Genomic DNA, 18,286 nt, shown 5'->3' on the forward strand with positions numbered 1-18,286 from the left:
CCCCCCATCACCCACTCACCGAGGCAAGGACGACCATGCCCGCATACACCCGCACAGAGGCCCGGGACTGGGCCCGCGAAAAGCTCGTCGGAGCCGTCAACTGCACGATCCCGTCGTTCACCGCCGACCTTCGCGGCATCAACGAGCAGGGCATCAGGCACGACGTCCGGCTCGCCGAGCAGCACGGATTCCTCGGCACCCTCGGCGTCTCCGAGGTCAGCATCACCCTGCCCGAATACCTCGACTTCCTGCGGATCGTCCGTGATGAGGCGGGCGACGACTTCGTCGTGGTCCACCACGGCAGTTGGAGCACCCTGGAGCAGAACCTCGAGGCGGTGCGCGGCGCCGAAGAGGCCGGTGCCGACCTGGTGCTCCTGTCCTACCCGCCGAACTTCTACCCGGAGTCGGAACAGGAGATCTACGACTACACCAAGGCCGTCTGCGACGCCACGAACCTCGCGGTCATCCTGTTCCCGATGTACCTGTGGGGGTTCAGTTCCCGGGTGCACCCTTCGGACATCCCGACGCGGCTCATCCGCCGGCTCATCGACGACTGCCCCAACATCGCGGTCATCAAGGCCGAGGGCGGCTTCCCCAGCATTCAGAGCGCCATCGAGTGCCACCGGCTCTTCGGCGGCGAGGTCGTCATCTCGGTGCCCATCGAGGGCGAGCTCATCCCGCTGGCACAGGTCATGCCCATCCAGCTGTCCGCCACGAGCGACCACGAATACTTCGGGCCCATGATCCCGCGTGTCATGCAGCTGCTGCGCGAGGGCAAGTACGACGACGCCACCGACATCTACTGGCAGCTGCATCCGGCCCGCAAGATCAAGGGCGGCCTTGCTCCCGTGCTGCACGGCGGTGCCTTCATCAACCGGCAGGCATGGAAGTTCCAGGGGTGGCTGCAGGGCTACAACGGCGGACCGCTGCGCCAGCCCACCCAGCGCATCCACGACGCCCAGATGCACGCCCTGCGCAAGGGACTCCTCGACGCCGGACTCGAGCCCAGCATGGACCCGTTCCGTGAGTTCTTCATCGGAAGGAACCCGGCGTGACCCCGGACGAACTGGACCGTGCCGACCCCGCCGGCGCGATCGCCGATGCCGCCAAGCGCTGCTCCAACTGGGGACGTTGGGGACAGGACGACGTACTGGGCACCCTCAACTTCCTCGACGAGGGCAAACGGCGGGAGGGCGCAGCCCTGATCCGGCGCGGGGTCTCCTTCTCGCTCGCCCAGCGCTTCGACACGAACGGTCCGCAGAAAGGCTGGCGCCGCAGGACCAATCCCGTGCACACCATGCTCTCCTCGGGCCTGGACGCCGAGTTCGGTCCGCCGGAGTTCCCGCACGGCATCGGCGGTGCCGACGACGTGGTGTTCATGCCGTTGCAGGCGTCGACGCAGTGGGACGGCCTCGGACACGTCTTCGACCACGGCATGGCCTACAACGGACGACGCGCCTCCGCGGTGGTGACCAGCGAAGGCGATCAGCTCACAGGTATCGAGACCGTGGCCGACCGGATAGCGGGCCGAGGCGTGCTGCTCGACATCGGCCGGGCGATCGGCACCGATGGCGAACTGCCGGACGGCTTCGCCATCACCGCCGAGCACCTCGAAGCCACGATCACCGCACAGGGCGAATCCTCCCGAGTGGGCCGGGGTGATCTGCTGCTGGTCCGTACGGGACAGCTGGCGCGGACGCGTCGCGACGGCTGGGGCGACTACGCGGGCGGGCCGGCACCCGGCCTCTCGTTCACCACCGCCGACTGGCTGCACACCCGCGAGATCGCCGGTATCGCCACCGACACCTGGGGCTTCGAGGTCCGGCCCAACGAATTCGATCGGGCCTTCCAGCCCCTGCACCAAGTGGCCATCCCGCACATGGGCCTCTTCATCGGCGAGATATGGGATCTCGACGCCCTCGCGGCCGACTGCGCCGCCGACGGCATCTACGACTTCTTCCTCACCGCCGCCCCCATCCCCGTCACCGGTGCCGTCGGAGCCCCGGTCAACCCCATCGCCATCAAGTAGAGCCCCGGAAAGGACGCACACCATGCGCTTCGCCACCTGGGAAAGCGCCGGCCGCCGCGCCGCCGGGGTCGTCGGCGAGCACGGGCTGCACGCCCTCCCCGGTACGACGACGGTCCTGGACCTCGTACGAGCCGGACTGCAGGCCGCCCTTGAGGCCGGTGCCGCCGCCCTCGACAACTCCTCCCCGACACCGATCCATTCCGTACGGCTGCTGCCGCCGCTGCAACCGCCGACCGTGCGGGACTTCGCGGCATTCGAGGAGCACGTCGAGGGTGTCGTGCGGTCGGTCAGCGGAGGCGGCGTGGTCGAACCGGAGTGGTACGAGGCCCCGGCCTTCTACTTCACCAACCCCTATGCGTTGACCGGCGCGCACGACGACGTCCCGGTCCCGCCGGGCTCACACGTGCTGGACTTCGAACTCGAAGTGGCCACCGTCATCGGCAAGGACGGCGCCTCACTCACCCCCGAAGAAGCACGGGACCACGTGTTCGGCTACACCGTCCTCAACGACTGGTCCGCGCGGGACCTGCAAGGCCGCGAGATGAAGGTGGGCCTCGGGCCCGCCAAGGGAAAGGACTTCGCCACCACCCTGGGGCCGTGGCTGGTGACCGCCGACGAGCTGGACGCTTACCGCGACGACGAGGGCTTCCTGCAGCTGGACATGCGGGTGTCGGTCAACGGCACCGAGGTCGGCCAGGACCTGTTGAGCAACATGAGCTGGACGTTCGAGGAGCTCATCGCGTACGCATCCCGCGGCACCTGGGTGAAGGCCGGTGACGTCCTCGGCTCCGGGACCTGCGGCAACGGCGGCTGCCTCGGTGAGTTGTGGGGCCGCCGCGGGACGCGGACACCGCCTCCGCTCGAACCCGGAGACATCGTGGAAATGACAGTCGAGGGCATCGGTTCGATCCGCAACCGAGTCGTACCGGGCGAGCTGCCCACGCCGATCACCGCTGCACGCCGACGGCCGCGCCTGCGCAAGCGGACAGCCTCCGACAGGACCTGAATCAGGTCCAGGAAGGCCAGCACGACATGCGGGCGGCCGGCGACCCGGACCTCCTGAAGCTGCTTGGTCAACTCCTCGGCGAGGACGTCCAGTTCACTCCGAGGAGCGGTGATCCACTGCCGGTCCGGCATCCCGGACCCTCCCGCGATCTCGTGGCGTGCCGACCTGCCGACGGATCGTAGGCGGGGGTCGGCCACGGGCGCAGCCGACCCGGCAGACCGTCGGAACCGGACCTGCCCGATGATCTACGGCACAGACATCGGCCGCCGACCGGCACGAGTCCCCGAATCGTCACTCACACCAGGCCCGTGACCTGCGATTTCACGATGCACGCCAGTCAGTGGGATTGGGCGGTGCCGGAGTCCCCGATGAGCGGTCGTCGATGGGCTGATCGAAGGGGCGCTGCCGTTCCATGCCCAACCGGAGAGCTCCATACTGGATACGGTGTTGCTGTTATGGTGCTGGCTGAGGAGGTGGACGTTCAGTGGCAGCAGCTGGTCCCATGCGAGCGACCACGGCATCGGCTCGGCGCCCGGGGCGTCCGCCCGTGCCGCTGGAGCGCATCGTCTCTACCGCACTGCAGATCGTGGACGTTGAAGGGGCCGACGCTCTCTCGATGCGGACGCTGGCCCAGCGCCTGGGCTCGGGCACGGCGACGCTGTACCGGCATTTCGACAACCGGGCAGCGCTGGTCGCCCATGTCGTGGACCGCATGTTCGGCGCCGTGGAACTGAATGGCGACGAACTCCTCGCGATGGGCTGGCAGCAAGCGCTGCGGACGGTCGCGCACACCATGTTCGAAGCCCTGGCCCGGCACCGGAACGCTGCGCGCCTGATGGTCGAAGAGATTCCCCTGGGGCCGAACGCCATGGCGCTGCGGGAGCACTGTGTCGCGGCGCTGCTCGACAGCGGCTTCCCGCCGCGACTGGCCGCGCACGCCTTTGCCACCTTCTCCCGCTACGTCCTCGGATTCGCCATACAGGTCAACGGTCATGGCGGCGGCGGGCAACTCGACGACGCACAACTGTCCGCCGTCTTTCAGGGCGTCGATCCAGCCTTGTTCCCGGCAACGGTCACCGTCGCAGGGTCGATGCCCGTTCCGATCGAGGAGGAGTTCTCCTTCGGACTCGAACTCCTTCTCAGCGGGCTTGCCCACCTGCGCGACGACGCCTGACCAGCCAGGACGATGCGAACCTGAGGCCGCCCAACTACGGAGTCATCTCGGTCGGCATGGAGCGTCGCCACAGCTGCTGGTGCTGAGCGCGTGATCTCGTGTGGTCGGCGGCTCGTCAGCGGAAGGCGAAGTGCTCGGCGTGGAGATGCTGGCGGGGGACGCCCTGGCGATGGAGGGCGCGAGTGAGGTTTTCGATCATGGAGGCGGGGCCGCAGAGGAAGACGTGCGTGTCGGGAGTGATCGGTCCGGCCTCGGCCTGGATTCTTTCGGCGGTCAGACGGCCGTGGCTGCGGCTGAACGTCGGGTGGAGCCGGAACCCGGGCCGGTGTGCTGCCGCTGCGGTGAGTTCCGGGAGGAACGGTGCGTCTTCGGCGGTGGGGGCGCAGTAGAAGAGGTCGGTGCGGGGTGGCGCTGCACCGGGGTGGGTGAGCCAGCCGAGGAAGGGTGCGATGCCGATGCCCCCCGCGATCCATATCTGCCGGGGCCCGCCGAGGGTGTGGTCGAACATGCCGTAAGGACCCTTGAGGGTTGCGGGGTGTCCTTCACTTATGTCCGTGTAGAGGCCGCGTGTACCGCGGCCCAGGGCACGGATGGTGAGGCGTACCGAGCCGTCGGCCTGCGTTCCTGCGACGCTGAAGGGGTGTTCGTGCCAGCCGCCGACCCGCAGGTAGACGAACTGGCCCCCTGTCACGGGAAGCGTCGTCTCGCCGGTGGGCGTGAGGGTGAGGTCGAGGATGTCGGGTGTCGGCCGCTCGACACGGCGGACGGTGTAGTCCGCCCGGGGTTCCCTGTGCCGTAGCACCAGTTCGTCGTAGGCGTAGGCGGTCATGCCGATGGTGGCCATGGTGACGTAGATCGCCAGGAGGGGCGTGGATCCGTTGATGATGAGATCGAGGCTCCAGCCGTGCAACAGCGCCGACAGGAGCAGCAGGCCGGTGAGGCGATGCAGGAACAGCCAGCGCTCGTAGGGCAGTCGGAGGATGCGGCCGACCTGGCCGAGTGAGATGACGACGAGCAGCAGCAGGCCGATGGCGGAGACGGCACCGAGGAGATGACCCATCCCTACCGATGCGGTCCGGTGGGCGTAGCCGTACTGGCTCCCGTCGAAACCGGAGAAGAAGTGGAGGAGCAGGTGGGGGGTGAGCAGGAGTATGGACCATACGGCGTACAGCTTGTGCTGACGGTACATGCGGTCCAGACCGCCGAACCACTGCTCCAACCACATCAGGCGGGTGGCCAGCACCAGGGTGCAGGACATCAGGTAGGCGGACAGGACGCCGGCGAACTCGCCTACGAAATAGACAGCGCTGAGGCCCTCGGGCCTGAGCCAGTCCCAGGCCAGATAGAGCATGACCGCTCCGCTCGTGACCGACAGAGGCCCGACGTGGCGCTTCTTCAGGCGCGCGTCCAAGGGGGCGCGGGCGATGCGGATAGCGTAGATCGCTATCACGATCAGGACGGGCATCGTCTACCCCCCGGGGGTCGGCACTGTGGACGAAGGGGCGCTGGTGAAGGCAGGCGGACCGTGCGGTCGCGGCTTGAGCGCCCTCGAGCCCAGGTGGCTGCGTTTCCTGCCACCTCTAATATTGGCTACAACGTAGCCGTTTAGCTGGTTTTGGTCCAGTGGTGCATTCGGATGCCCGTTGGCCAGCCCTGGATCTGCCCTTCAGGAGTGTGGCGGTCCGAAGCCATCCCCGTCGGCCGGCTCTTCGAGGTGAAGTCACAGCTCGAGGCGGCATTGCTTTCAGGGTGACACTGCCGGAGCTGCCCTTCGTGGCATGGGCTCGATCCGCAGCGCTTCAGGCGAACAAGGCCGCGAGGTATGAGGCGACAAGCGCCGCGCACACAGCGGCGGGCACAAATTTGGCAACCGGGTCGCCCTTGCGCAGGTGTACGACCACAGCTCCGGCGAGCAGCAGGAGAAGCCCGGCCCCCGCGAGGCCGCCGAGCAGCGGCATGGCGAGGCCGAGCGCCACGCCGGCGGCTCCTGCCAGTTGCAGCACGCCGATGCGGCGATAGGCGGCGACGGAGAAGCCGGTCTCGGCGGCCAGCTCGCGCGCCTTCGGCAATGCGAGTGTGTTGAGCACTCCGATCCCCCCGAAGATCAGGGCGATGGCGCAGGCGAGGGTGATGGTGAGGATCATGAGGTATCTCCAGGTGCCGGCGTCGCGGCGGCGTGGGCGTCAAGGGTGACGGCCTGATGGCGGGCGGGGCGTCACGAGACCGTTATGGGATGTGTCGGGCGCGGTCGAGTTGCCGGCCGAGCGCATCGCTCGGCGCCCAGACGGGCGATTCGGTCGATCGATGCAGCGGCTCAGCCTAGCGAAATAACGGCAACAATGTAACCGTTATGGTGGTCGGCTTCGGAGCGAGTTCGCGGGGGCGTGGGCGTAACGACGTTCACGCAGCCGGTGCCGTCGCCAGGTTGTAGATGGTCCTGAGGGCAGGCCTTTGCTCAGCGAGTTGCCGAGGAAGTCATGGACGTCGCCCGCACGGGTTCACCGGTCGGCTGCCATAGGCATCCCGCATTCGCGAACTCCCCGACGGCCCCACTTCTTTACGGGCCCTTACTGAGCGTTTGGTCCGGTGATTCGTGTTTGGTCCCGGGTCAGGTTCCGCGCCAGTTCAGGGTGGCGTCGCCCTCTGAGTCTGCGGGCCATGAGGTCGATCATGGCGAGGTGGATCATGGCTTCGGAGCGGTGCGGGTGTGTCTCGTAGTCGCGGGCGAGGCGTCGGTGGTGCATGAGCCAGCCGATGCTGCGCTCGATGGTCCACCGTCTCGGGATGATCGTGAACCCGTGGGCGCCGGGCGGGCGCTGGACGGGATGGACATCGATGCCGAGGCGCGCTCCGTGGTCGATGACGGTGTTGCGGTAGCCGGCGTCCACCCAGGCCTTCGTGATGTGGGGGTGGGTGGCGGCGATGCGGGAGAGCAGGGTCACGCCGGCTGCGGTGTCGGAGACGCTGGCGGCGGTGACCAGCACGGTCAGTAGCAGGCCGAGGGTGTCGCAGCCGAGGTGGCGCTTGCGCCCGATGATCCGTTTCCCTGCGTCGGTGCCCTGGTCCGCGAGGGGCACGTTGGCGGAAGTCTTAATTGTCTGGGAGTCCAGCACGCAGGCCGACGGCTCCGCCCTTCGGCCCTCGGCTTCCCGGACCAGGCGTCGCAGCAGGCCGGTGAGCTGCTCGAATACTCCGTCGTGTTGCCACTTGGCGAAGTACCCGTAGGTCGTGGTTCAGGGTGGGAAGTCGTGCGGGAGGTAGCGCCAGGGGATGCCGGTGCGGTCCACGTACAGGATGGCGTTCATGATCTGGCGCAGGTCGTGTTCGGGCGGTCGGCCGATGTCCAACGCCCGGGCGCGGCGCTGGTCCCGCCAGGACGTCAGGACGGGCTCGATCAGTTCCCAGCGCGCGTCCGACAGGTCGCTGGGATACGGGCCGTGCGGGGTCATGTGTGCGAAGTAGCCGATGGCGGTCGGCCCCGCCAGCGGTCAAATGGCAGCGCTCGGGGGCGTGTTGGGAGCAGACAGGAGTAGTCGGAACGAAACGACTCCCGGGCGTCGAGGACGCGTCGACTGCCCCCACCTGGAACAAGCCGCCCGTGAACACCAGGTCACCGTCTCCGGGCCGCTGAAGAGCAACCCCACCCGCCAGCACCGCCGAAACGAGGGCTTCGCCCGCGACGACTTCCACATCGACTACGACAAGCAGCAGGTCACCTGCCCCCAGGGACAGGTCAGCGCGGGCTGGCACGGCCCCTACCCGACCTCCTCACCCACCGCCGCCCCGCTGATCGTGGCCAGGCTCACCAAGAGCCAGTGCCGCCCCTGCCCGACCCGCACCCAGTGCACCAGCACCGCCGACGACGCCCGCACCGTGGGATTTCCCCCACGAGAGCTCCGCGACCTGCAACTCCGCGTCCGCGCCGAGCAGCAGACCCCCGAGTGGAAGACCCGCTACGCGGTCCGCTCCGGAGTGGAGAGCACGGTCAACGAGTTCGCCCACGGGCACGGTATGCGGCGCTGCCGCTACCGAGGACAGGGAAAGGCCCACGTCCAGCACGTCCTGACAGCCATCGCCGTCAACATCGAACGCCTCCGCGGACTGCCACCGGCTGAGGAAGCCCCCACACCCCGCCGGCCCACTGCCTTCCAGAACTACCTCGACCAACGCGAGATCCCTCGCCTGAAGTCCTGGCGAACCCTGGGCACTTGACTCCGCCGGCACCAAGATCCCCGACAGAGTTAAGTTCGCTGTCCGATACGAGGCGGCCGTACTGGTCGCAGTCCTCAACGAGTGGCTGTGACCAGCACTTTCGCAACGGGCCCTAGGCGTGATACGGGTAATGTTCCAGTTCCTGCACGATCAGGAACATGGACTGAGAGGCATCGACCAGGCTGTCCGATGCCGAGACCATGATTTCGTCGAAGAGCTCGCGGTAGCGGGCGACGCCGGAAAGGTCGTCTGCCCTGTCCAGCCAGATGCTTGTGGCGCCGGCATGGACATTTATGGGGGCGCCGCCCAAAAGATCGCGCGTCGCTTCCTCGGGCACCGGCAGTGCATGACTGCGGGTGTAGCCACACAGCGCGGGCGACAATGAAGGATCAGCCACAATCGCCTGCGAGGCCGCACGCCATGCGGTGAAGAATTGTTCCCGGTCGACACCTTCGCGCGTGGCTATGAAATGGACAAGCTTGACGGCACCGCGCCGGGGCACGGCAACCTGCTCACGCTCCTCGGCTGTCACCAGCACCTTCAGGGCCGACCCGTCGGCGAAGAGGTGTTCGTCCGGCTGGATAACCGAAAGGTAATAGGGGTGCGACGTCAGGAGACCTACCGCTTCCGGCGAGGGGTTATAGATTTCGCTTACGACATCTATTTCGGCCGGCGCCACTCGTGCCGCATCCGGTGCGCCATAGGCAGCGTCGATCACAAAGTTTTGTACATACCTTGAGAGGTGGGCCAGCATATCGGCGGGGCCCGCCAGGATCTTGGCCGCATGGACGTTCTGATAATGCTGCCAATGCTTCTGACGTGTCATGCCCGGCAGGCGACGGGCCGCGACAATAAGTTTGATCATGATTCACTCCGATACGTTGCACCCAGGGAGAATCCTGGAGGTGGGGCGACCTGAAGCGGCCGATTGGAAGCGGTGGCGAGGAAACGCCGTTGTTGCTGGGTGGTTCAGCCCCCTGGGTCTTTCCGACTTGCTCGCGAATGGTCGATCCGTTGCGGCGGCGCGTGCTCGGCGCGGCCGCTGCTTTAGTCTCATCACACCCCATTCCATCTGTACAGTGGAACTTTGTTATGGGTTTCATTCACCGCATGGATGAAGTTGGAACGTGATGGGTCTCGATCTGAATCTGCTCGTGCCGCTGAACGCGCTGCTCCAAGAGCGCAGTGTGACGGCCGCGGCGCACCGTATCGGCCTCTCCCAGCCGGCCTGCAGCGCGGCGCTCAAGCGACTGCGCAGGCACTTCGGCGATGAACTGCTGGTCCGGGTCCCCGGCCAGGGAACCCAGCTCACGCTGCTGGCCGAGCGCCTGCGCGATCGGGTCTCACTGCTGACCGCGGAACTCGACGGCGTCTTCGGGGCCAACGCCGGCCTGCAACCAGGTTCGCTCGACCGCGAGTTCTCCCTGCTGCTCTCCGACTACGATTGCAGCACGCTCGCCACGTCACTGGTGCGCGAGGTCACGGCGCACGGCACTGGTGCACGTATCCGCCTGGATCTGCTCACGAACGACATGCGGGCAGGGATCGTCGAGGAGATCGACAGGCATGATGCAGTGATCGTGCCCCGGGCCGCGCTCCCGGACGGGACTCCGTCGCTCGACCTCTACGAGGACCAGTGGGTGCGCATCGTCAGCGCGACTCGGCAGTCCGAGGGCGACGATCTCGCGCAGGCACGGTGGGCCGTCTGCTACGACACACCGTTGATGCCGTGGTCGCCGGGCCAGCTGCTGGAGAGGGAGGGCCTCGCCGGGTCGATCACCGTGCGGGTGGAGAGCTTCGCGATACTGTTCCCGCTGGTGGCGGGTACGGATCTCACCGCGCTCGTGCCCAGGCGGCTGGCGGACACGTGGTGCGGGCCGACGGGAACGCGCCCTGCCCCGGTCCCCGCGTCCCTCGCCCGGCCCTACGTCATGGCGATGGCGTGGTCTCCGCGCTGGGCGTACGACCCGGCCCACTGCTGGTTCCGGGACCGGGTGTCCGCCGCCGCGCAGTGTGACGACGTAAGCCGGTTGCCCCGGCCGTTGTGATCGACCGCGCTGGAGCGAGCACTTCTCCGAAGGCTGAAGGCCGCGAATAGGGTCTTCTGGCGAACGGTCAATGGGCCTGGCTGGAGGCGTTGTTGCCGCAGCGCGTCAAGCCGGGGCGTCCGGCGGTGCGGACCCGGCGGCAGCTGCTCGACGGATACGGTGGCGGATGCGGATCGGTGTCACCCACCGCAGCGGAATGATGCGGAGCCCGCAATCTCTTTCAGGGCCTCGACGGGCCAGGGTGCGCCTGGCGGTGCCCCGCATCACTGCTCATGACGGGTGGGCCCCCGAGGGAAAGGCCCCCTCCTCAACTCTCCTTCTTCGCCCCGAACATCACCCTCCGCAGCGTCGCCAGCAGCCCCTTCCCCTCGCCCCCCGCCTCCCGGACCGGTTCGGGGTGCCGAAGCTTCACCCCCGGTGCCAGTTCGTACCGTACGGGCAGTACTGCCCGTCGATCTTGCTGCCGCACCGGGAAACTCCAAGATCCCCGACAGAGTCAAGCTTAGAAGCGGAGTGCTCCTTCTGGTAGATCCCGCTCCGCGGTCAGCGGCAACTCCACAGTGGTGAGCATGTCCCGGTACCGCTCGGCCAGTTGGGAGGGGACCTTCCTGCTGAACACCACCAGCTCCCGGAAACAGCCGGGCCCGATCCGCCGGGCGTGCCCCGACCAGCGCAGCGGCACCGCGTTCTCCGGTGTCACCGTCACACCGATCCCCTCGACCGCGAACAGGAGCGCCGCGGAGACCTGGCCCGTGCGTGCGACGGCGCGCGGCCTGAACCCGAGGTGCCCTGCCAGGCGGTCCACCACTTCGCTCATGCCCTGTTCCTGCTCGTAGAGCACCCAGTCGGCAGCGGCCAGTTCGGCCGGATCAGCCGCTGTCCCCGGCGGGTATTCGGCCGAGCCGGTCACCACCATCTCCTCATATCCCAGGGAGATGACGGGCCCCTCCCACGGGTCGGGCCGTGGACCGACCGCGATGTCGCCCTGGCCACTGCGCATGGCCTCCTCGAGGTCCCGGCGGTGGGAGTAGTCGTGCAGTCTCAGCACGGTGGAGGGGTACGTCGAGTGCCAGCGCGCCGCGGACGGCGGCAGGATCCCCGACGCGACGGACCGTACGGTCAGGACGTGGACATCGCCCTGACGGCCCTCCACCACCTCGCGCACCGAGTCCTGCGCGTCCTGAACCGCACGGACGACGTTCTGTGCTCGGGGCAGAAAGACACGGCCCACGGGAGTCAGCGTCACCCCCTGCCGGCCGCGCTCCAGCAGGACCGCGCCCAGTTCCTTCTCCAGGGCCCCGATCTGCTGGGACAGCGAAGGCTGCGTGACATAGAGCCGCGCAGCCGCTCCGCTGAAGGAGCCCGCCTCCCAGACCGCGAGGAAGTACTCCAGCTGACGTAGCTGCATGTGATCAAGTTACTCGGCCGAGCGTTGCCCAGTACTCGTGCTGTGACCACACATCCGGTGTGGTTCAGGATCAGTCGGCATGGCACGCAGCTCGCGTGTGCGTCATGCCGTGAGTGCGACCCTGCTGTCCTTGCGGGTGAGCCGGGACAGCAGGTAGTCGACCTCGGTGCGGGCACGCGCCGACAGCACGGCCCCGGGCTTGCGCTGGGTGTCGGAGGTCAGGATTCCGCGGCGCTTCATGACGTACTTGCGTACGGCCAGGCCGATGCCCGGCTGCTGTTCGTAGCGCAGCAGGGGCAGGTGGGCGTCGAAGATGTCATGGGCGGCGTCACGATCGCCGGCGGCGATGTGGCGTACGACGTCGACGAGGAGTTCGGGAACGCAGTAGCCCGTCATCGCTCCGTCGGCTCCGCGTTCGGTCTCGAAGTCCAGGAAGAGGCCGCCGTTTCCGCACAGGATCGACAGGCGCGGCATCGCTCCATCGGCTTCGAGTTGCCGGAGTGCGCTGATCTTCTCCAAACCCGGCCAGTCCTCGTGCTTGAGCATCACGCATCCTGGCGCGGCGTTCGCGATGCGGGCGATGACGGCAGGGGACATGACGACGGAGAACGACAGCGGATAGTCCTGGATCACGAACGGCACGTCCGCGCCGATGGCGCCCGCCGCTCCCTCGTAGTAACTCACGATCTGGTCGTCGGTACGCAGCGTGTTCGGCGGGGCGATCATGACGCCGCCGGCACCGGCCGACATGACGTCGACCGCGAGAGCCCGCATGGCGGCGTAGCCGGGTGCGGAGACGCCCACGACGATCGGCAGATCGGTGCGCTTGATGACGTGCTGGACGACGCGCACGCTTTCCTCGTGGGACAGCTTGGGTGCTTCGCCCATCTGACCCAGGAGGGTCAGTCCGGTGACGCCGGCGTCTTCGTAGAAGTCGACGAGTCGGCTGAGTGAGTCGAAATCGATTGCGCCTTCCTCGTCGAAGGGCGTTGGTGCGATGGCGAAAACACCATGGGTGTCGCGGTCCAGGGGTGCCATTGTTCTACCTCCTCAGAATTCCGATGTCTTTTTCAGAGGCTGGCGATGAGTCCGCCGTCGACGCGAATGACCGAGCCTGTGATGTAAGAGGCCTGGACGCTTGCGAGGAAGGTGACAGCGGCCGCGTATTCCCGCGGCTCGCCGTAGCGGCCCACAGGGATCGACGCGACGCTCTCGGCGGACGTCTCCGCGACGGACTTGCCCTCCCGGTCGGCCTTGGCCTGGTCGAGGTACTTGGTCCGCTGGGTGCCGATCCGTCCTGGAACGACCACGTTGCAGGTGACACCCTCCGCCGCGACTTCCCGGGCCAGCGTCTTGGACCAGCCGAGCAGACTGCCCCGCAAGACGTTCGACAGCCCCAGGTTGGGGAGGGGGGCGATCACCCCCGAGCTGGTGCTGGTGATGACCCTGCCCCAGCCGCGGCTCCGCATCAGCGGCGCGACCCTGTCCGTGATCGCGATGACGGACAGCACCATGGACTGGAAGTGCTTCTGCCAGAGTTCAGGGTCCTGTCCCGCAACCGGCGAGGGCGGCGGCCCTCCCGTGTTGTTGACCAGGATGTCCACGGGACCGAGCGCCCCTTCGACTGCCGCGATGTGCTGATCGATCGCGTCCAGGTTCGCGAGGTCCCATTCCAGGGGCACGGCTTTCCCGCCCGCGTCGGCCACCGCCTCGGCGGTGCTCTCTGCGGCCTGTGGGCTGATGTCCGCGACGGCGACAGCGGCGCCTTCCGCGGCGAGGGCCTGGGCGATCGCGCCGCCGAGACCCCCACCTCCGCCCAGTACGAGCGCGGTCTTGCCCGAAATTCCCAGATCCACAGCTTCGCTCCTTGGCCGCGTGGCCCCGTTCCCCGGCCGTACGGCCGACGGCTACGTCCGTAGCTTCCAACTGACACTGCCACGAGGTTGTGGTGGGTCTCCAATAGGAATCTCTCGCGACATGCATAAGGGATGCCTATGCGCCGCGAATAGGGAATAGGCGTTGCCGGCATGCAAGATGAGGTGGGGAACAGGGCCGTTTCGGTTCGATTTCCGACGCATGTTCATGGCCGTAACTGGAGGCCCCTATGTCCTTGCCGGAAACCATGCAGGCCGCGGTGCTGGGCGAGCCCGGCACCCTCGCCGTCACGACGCTGCCCGTGCCGCAGGTGGGACCGGAAGACGTTCTGGTTCACGTCCGCAGGGCGTCCCTGTGCGGAACGGACTTGAAGATCCGCAGTCGGCACTTCTTCAAGGACGGCGGCCCGGCAGCGGGCGAGTTCGTACCCGGCCACGAGTACGCCGGCGTCGTCGCCGCGGTGGGCAGCGCCGTGGACGAGCTCCGGGTCGGCGACCGGGTGGTGACGGAAGCCCACCGCGGCTGCATGCGCTGCGCCAACTGCCTGGCCGGGGCCTACACGGACTGCCTCAACTACGGCCTGCGGCACACCGGGCACCGTGTGCAGGGGATGACCGTCAACGGGGGCTTCGCGGAGTACGCGCTCAACCACGTGGCGACCCTCCACCGGTTGCCGGACACCGTGGACTTCGACGCCGCGGTCGTCCTCACCACCGTGGGCACCGTGATGCACGCCTTCGACGTGCTCGACACCCTGCTCGTCGGATCCACGGTCGCTGTGATCGGCCCCGGACCGATAGGTCTCCTCGCGGTACAGGTCGCACGTGAACTCGGGGCCAGGACCGTAGCCCTGGCCGGCACGCGGGAAGCCAGGCTCGCCATCGGCAAGTCCTTCGGCGCGGACCTGGTCGTCAACTCCCGGGAGGAGGATGCCGTAGCGGCGGTTCGGGAGGCGACCGACGGGATCGGCGCCGACATCGTCCTGGAGTGCTCCGGCGCCCCGAGTGCGGTGGACGACGCGCTGCGCATGGCCAAGCGATCCGGGAAGGTCGTCCTCGTCGGCTTCTTCGAAAAGCCAGTACAGGCCGACCTCAACCACGCCGTGATGAACGGCATCTCGATCCAGACGGTCCGCGGCGAGGGCACCGGTTCGGTGGCCCGCGCCGTGGGCCTGGCCGCCCGAGGGCGGCTGCGCACCGCGGAACTGGTCACCCACCATTTCGGACTGCCCGACGTCGCCGAGGCGTTCGACACCTACGCCGAGCGCCGGGACAACGCCATCAAGGTCATGCTCGACATCTCCGAGGACCCGGAGTCCACCCGTGACCGGTGACCGAGAGGACACCGTGCCCGACGCCCTGGCAGCCGGGCGGGAGAAGGCAGCGGCCACCATGGTCGATGCTGCCACCGCCTGGCTGAACAGCCTGAGCGAGGACCAACTCCCGCTCGCCGCCTACGACTCCCCGCTCCACCCGGATGCGGAGGCCGAGCGGCTGCGCTGGTTCTACACCCCCACCGACCACGGCGGGCTCGCCGTCCGAGACCAGAACGCCCGCCAACAGAGCCTGGCCATGCAGTTGGTGGCCACCGGACTGTCCATCCCGGGCTACGCCACGGTCACCACCGTGATGGGACTGGAGAACGTCCTGGACCAGCTGGAAGGGTGGCGGGTCCACTGGGGCCGGCTGCGTGGACGGGACCCCGGCCTGTACTGGCTGAGGATCTTCGGCCGCCCCGGCGACCGTGTCTGGGCGTGGCGGTTCGGCGGCCACCACATCTCCCTGAACAACCTCGTCGTCGCCGGCCGGCTCGTCTCCACGACCCCCTGCTTCATCGGTGCCGACCCGGCCACGACCGAGCTCATGGGAGGCACCCTGCGGCCCTTGGAAGGCCCTGAGGAGACGGCCCGTCAACTGGTCCGCAGTCTGGACACGGGCCAACTCCAAAGCGCCCTGCTCCACCCGTCCGCAGTCTCGGACATCGTCTCCGGCAACCGCCCACGCGTCGAACACGGTGACACGATGATGCACATGCAGGACCTGTGGCGCGGCCGGTTCGCCGACCCTGAGCTGGACCGGCTTGTCGACGACATCGACCGCCGGGCGGAAGCGGGCAGCGGATACACCGAGAACGATCACGCGCGCGTGGCCATCACGATTCCCCCCAAGGGCATCAGCGGTCGCGACCTGGACAACGAGCAGCGGCACCTGCTGCGCCGGCTCGTCACCCTTTACACCGCACGGGCACCCGAGTTCCTCGCAGACGCCTACGACACCCACTACGCCTCTGACACCGTCCTCGACGCGGTGCATTTCGGCTGGGCGGGCAGCACGGACGCCGGGGAACCGCACTACTACCGGGTGCAGGACCCTCGCGTCCTCATCGAGTACGACAACACACAGCGGTACGCCAACCACGCCCACTCGGTGTGGCGTGACCTGACCTCCGACTTCGGACTGGACGTACTCGCCGAACACCGCGCGCACATCGCACACGAGTAGGGCCTACTCGGGGAGCGCCGTACACGCCCGTACCGCCGTTCCATCCCCCCACGAAAGAACCAGCACCATGACCATCCCTGCTGATCGTCGACGACGAGTCACTGCAACGCCTTGCCGTGCGCATGATCCTCGAACGACAGCCTGGACTGACCGTCGTCGGCGAGGCCGACACCGGCTCCGAGGGGGTGCCCGGAACCGCGTCCAGGCGGTGGCTTTCGCCTACGACGTAGGGCTCGTCAGACCGGTCCTGCACATGTGACAACCTCCGCGATGCGGACGACATCGCGGTGCCAAGAAGGAGAGCCGGACATGAGCAGTCCCCAGATGAACGTAGTCGCCGCGTACCTGCGGTTGACCCGAAAACGCAGGACGGCCCCTGACCCCGTGGCTGCATCGAAGGAACCACCTCGTCCGCCCGCCAAACTGGTACAGCGGCACGACGTGAGATCGCGCAGCATCGACGGTTTCGAATGCCGCACCGTCAGTCCGCGCGGGCGCCGGGCGGAGCGAGCGGTCGTCTATCTGCACGGCGGCGCCTACATCAGCCACATGGTGCCCCAGCACTGGCAGTTGATCTCGCAGCTTGCGCATGCCGGTGTACGAGTCGAGGTGGCGCAGTACGGGCTGGCGCCGAAGTACACCTACCGTGACGCCTATCCCTTCGTCACTGCCGTCTACCGCGACCTGCTCAGCGACCTGGAAGCCGACCAGGTCACGATCATGGGCGACTCCGCCGGCGCGGGCTTGGCTCTGGGCGTGGCACAGAGCCTGGTCGGGTCGGGTCTGCCCCAGCCGGCCCGAGTAGTACTGATCTCCCCCTGGCTGGATCTGACTCTGACCAACCCCGCGATTCCCGAGGTCGAAGCCCGAGATCCGTTTCTCACCACCAGCCGCCTGCTCGCGGCCGGACGTGGCTGGGCAGGCGGGGACGACCCCGCCCAACCCCGGCTCAGTCCCGTCAATGGCCCGCTTGCCCCCCTGGCGCCCATCGACGTCTACATCGGCACTCGCGACTTGTTCTACCCGGACGTCCGGCGCCTGGAAGAACGGGCTGCTGCGGAAGGGGCGGCCGTGAATGTCATCGTGTGCGACGGGGCGGTCCATGCCTACCCGCTCGTCCCCGCTCCCGAGGGGCGTGCTGCGGCCCGCGCCATCGTGCGGTCCGCGGCCTCCTGAGCGAGTGAGAGGCGATCTTCAGCCGACGTCGGGCGAGCCCTCGCCCCGCTGTTCGAGAGAGCGGTGTTGCACACCGACCAGCAGCTGTTTCCGAACTCCTGGTACGACACAGCCTGCGGAGGCGTGAGGTTGAGGAGAGGTCAGGTCTCTTGCCCGTCGCCCTGTCCGTTCAAAGGAAGGCGGTCGAGTTGGGCGTCTGCCTCTTCTGCTGTGTCGGGTCAGGTACGGGCGGCAAGCCTGGCTTCGACGCCGTCGAGAAGCGCCTGCAGTCCGAAGGACACATACGGGCGAGGGGTGGCTGCGAGGGCGGCGCCGATCGCGAACGTGACGACGCTCTGGGCGGCCTGCTCGGCATCCCGCCCGGTGAGGCCGGACGCCTCGCAGACCGCGAGCAGGTGTTCGTCATGGCGGTCCCTGGCCGGGCCGTCGAGAGGCTGGACGGTCATGGCGGCCAGCAGCCAGGGGTGCCTGAGAAGCATCGAACGCAGGTTGTCGGCCATGGCCAGGAGGGCCGGACGCCATTCGAGGCCGTCGACAGCGGGGAGAGGTGTCTGCCCCCAGACGGTGTCAGCGGCCAGCAGGAGCAGATCGTGTCGGCTTTTGATGTGCCAGTAGAGTGCCGCCGCGGTGATGCCGAGACGGCTGCCGAGTCTTCGCATGGTCAGACTCTCGATGCCGCCCTCGTCCAGGAGGGCGATGGCCGCCTGGATGATCTGCTCTTGGTGGAGAGTGTCGCGGGGCATCCCCGCGGTAGTCGGGATGGGGCTGCTCACGGCACCTTCTTGCTGTGGGAACGAGGCCGCGGTGTGCGACTCTGAGGGCGCGTGGCCATCGCGCCGACGAGGACGGGGTGTCGT

Annotated in this window: 16 protein-coding genes and 1 pseudogene; 9 read left to right on the forward strand and 8 right to left on the reverse strand. The window is 67.8% G+C overall.

Annotation, left to right across the window (positions count from 1 at the left end):
- Nucleotides 1-35: 35 nt before the first annotated feature.
- The 4 genes from ACFY0P_RS31455 (at nucleotide 36) to ACFY0P_RS31470 (ending at nucleotide 4,209) form a co-directional block, all read left to right on the forward strand.
- A complete protein-coding gene (locus ACFY0P_RS31455) occupies nucleotides 36-1,055 on the forward strand; it encodes a dihydrodipicolinate synthase family protein (RefSeq protein ID WP_388920544.1) in 1,020 nt (339 codons plus the stop codon).
- Nucleotides 1,052-2,029, forward strand: coding sequence for a cyclase family protein (locus tag ACFY0P_RS31460; protein ID WP_388920547.1), 978 nt, complete (start codon nucleotides 1,052-1,054; stop codon nucleotides 2,027-2,029). Before ACFY0P_RS31455 ends, ACFY0P_RS31460 begins: the two co-directional genes overlap by 4 nt.
- 22 nt (nucleotides 2,030-2,051) lie before the next feature.
- Entirely contained in the window at nucleotides 2,052-3,035 is a 984-nt protein-coding gene (locus tag ACFY0P_RS31465; RefSeq protein ID WP_388920550.1) for a fumarylacetoacetate hydrolase family protein, read from the forward strand.
- Nucleotides 3,036-3,582: 547 nt separating this feature from the next.
- The gene (locus ACFY0P_RS31470; protein WP_388920553.1) at nucleotides 3,583-4,209 is read left to right on the forward strand and encodes a TetR/AcrR family transcriptional regulator; all 627 of its coding nucleotides are present in this window, start codon (nucleotides 3,583-3,585) and stop codon (nucleotides 4,207-4,209) included.
- Between the two features lie 115 nt (nucleotides 4,210-4,324).
- On the opposite strand, the gene ACFY0P_RS31475 is transcribed toward ACFY0P_RS31470, so the two are convergent.
- The 3 genes and pseudogenes from ACFY0P_RS31475 to ACFY0P_RS31485 form a co-directional block, all read right to left on the reverse strand.
- Nucleotides 4,325-5,674 (reverse strand): ferric reductase-like transmembrane domain-containing protein, encoded by a 1,350-nt coding sequence (locus tag ACFY0P_RS31475; RefSeq protein ID WP_388920556.1) that lies wholly within the window; start codon nucleotides 5,672-5,674, stop codon nucleotides 4,325-4,327.
- 334 nt (nucleotides 5,675-6,008) lie between these two features.
- Entirely contained in the window at nucleotides 6,009-6,353 is a 345-nt protein-coding gene (locus ACFY0P_RS31480; protein WP_388920559.1) for a DoxX family protein, read from the reverse strand.
- Nucleotides 6,354-6,817: 464 nt separating this feature from the next.
- Nucleotides 6,818-7,658: pseudogene (locus tag ACFY0P_RS31485) on the reverse strand (IS5 family transposase).
- 61 nt (nucleotides 7,659-7,719) lie between these two features.
- On the opposite strand from ACFY0P_RS31485, the gene ACFY0P_RS31490 reads away from it, so the two are divergent.
- Nucleotides 7,720-8,421, forward strand: a complete 702-nt coding sequence (locus ACFY0P_RS31490) for a transposase (protein WP_388920562.1) — start codon at nucleotides 7,720-7,722, stop codon at nucleotides 8,419-8,421.
- 112 nt (nucleotides 8,422-8,533) lie between these two features.
- Here ACFY0P_RS31490 and ACFY0P_RS31495 read toward each other — a convergent pair whose 3' ends face one another.
- Nucleotides 8,534-9,286, reverse strand: a complete 753-nt coding sequence (locus ACFY0P_RS31495; RefSeq protein ID WP_351924646.1) for an EthD domain-containing protein — start codon at nucleotides 9,284-9,286, stop codon at nucleotides 8,534-8,536.
- A gap of 265 nt (nucleotides 9,287-9,551) precedes the next feature.
- Between ACFY0P_RS31495 and ACFY0P_RS31500 the strand changes: the two genes are divergently transcribed.
- Nucleotides 9,552-10,469 carry a LysR family transcriptional regulator gene (locus ACFY0P_RS31500; RefSeq protein ID WP_351924644.1) on the forward strand — a complete coding sequence of 306 codons (918 nt, stop codon included), beginning with the start codon at nucleotides 9,552-9,554 and terminating at the stop codon, nucleotides 10,467-10,469.
- 502 nt (nucleotides 10,470-10,971) lie between these two features.
- On the opposite strand, the gene ACFY0P_RS31505 is transcribed toward ACFY0P_RS31500, so the two are convergent.
- The 3 genes from ACFY0P_RS31505 to ACFY0P_RS31515 form a co-directional block, all read right to left on the reverse strand.
- Entirely contained in the window at nucleotides 10,972-11,877 is a 906-nt protein-coding gene (locus ACFY0P_RS31505) for a LysR family transcriptional regulator (RefSeq protein WP_388920566.1), read from the reverse strand.
- A gap of 102 nt (nucleotides 11,878-11,979) precedes the next feature.
- The gene (locus ACFY0P_RS31510; protein ID WP_388920569.1) at nucleotides 11,980-12,915 is read right to left on the reverse strand and encodes a dihydrodipicolinate synthase family protein; all 936 of its coding nucleotides are present in this window, start codon (nucleotides 12,913-12,915) and stop codon (nucleotides 11,980-11,982) included.
- 32 nt (nucleotides 12,916-12,947) lie between these two features.
- Complete coding sequence (locus ACFY0P_RS31515) at nucleotides 12,948-13,733, reverse strand: SDR family oxidoreductase (protein WP_388920572.1); 786 nt, start codon at nucleotides 13,731-13,733, stop codon at nucleotides 12,948-12,950.
- Between the two features lie 248 nt (nucleotides 13,734-13,981).
- Between ACFY0P_RS31515 and ACFY0P_RS31520 the strand changes: the two genes are divergently transcribed.
- From ACFY0P_RS31520 to ACFY0P_RS31530, 3 genes are all read left to right on the forward strand, one after another.
- Nucleotides 13,982-15,085, forward strand: a complete 1,104-nt coding sequence (locus tag ACFY0P_RS31520) for a zinc-binding dehydrogenase (RefSeq protein ID WP_388920574.1) — start codon at nucleotides 13,982-13,984, stop codon at nucleotides 15,083-15,085.
- Nucleotides 15,075-16,253 carry a DUF3500 domain-containing protein gene (locus tag ACFY0P_RS31525; protein WP_388920577.1) on the forward strand — a complete coding sequence of 393 codons (1,179 nt, stop codon included), beginning with the start codon at nucleotides 15,075-15,077 and terminating at the stop codon, nucleotides 16,251-16,253. The genes ACFY0P_RS31520 and ACFY0P_RS31525 overlap by 11 nt, the downstream gene beginning before the upstream one ends.
- 309 nt (nucleotides 16,254-16,562) lie before the next feature.
- Complete coding sequence (locus ACFY0P_RS31530; protein WP_388920579.1) at nucleotides 16,563-17,429, forward strand: alpha/beta hydrolase fold domain-containing protein; 867 nt, start codon at nucleotides 16,563-16,565, stop codon at nucleotides 17,427-17,429.
- Nucleotides 17,430-17,647: 218 nt separating this feature from the next.
- On the opposite strand, the gene ACFY0P_RS31535 is transcribed toward ACFY0P_RS31530, so the two are convergent.
- Nucleotides 17,648-18,202 carry a TetR/AcrR family transcriptional regulator C-terminal domain-containing protein gene (locus tag ACFY0P_RS31535; protein ID WP_388920582.1) on the reverse strand — a complete coding sequence of 185 codons (555 nt, stop codon included), beginning with the start codon at nucleotides 18,200-18,202 and terminating at the stop codon, nucleotides 17,648-17,650.
- Nucleotides 18,203-18,286: the final 84 nt, after the last annotated feature.

It is taken from the genome of Streptomyces sp. NPDC001714, from assembly GCF_042892755.1.
In the GTDB taxonomy this organism is placed as follows: domain Bacteria; phylum Actinomycetota; class Actinomycetes; order Streptomycetales; family Streptomycetaceae; genus Streptomyces.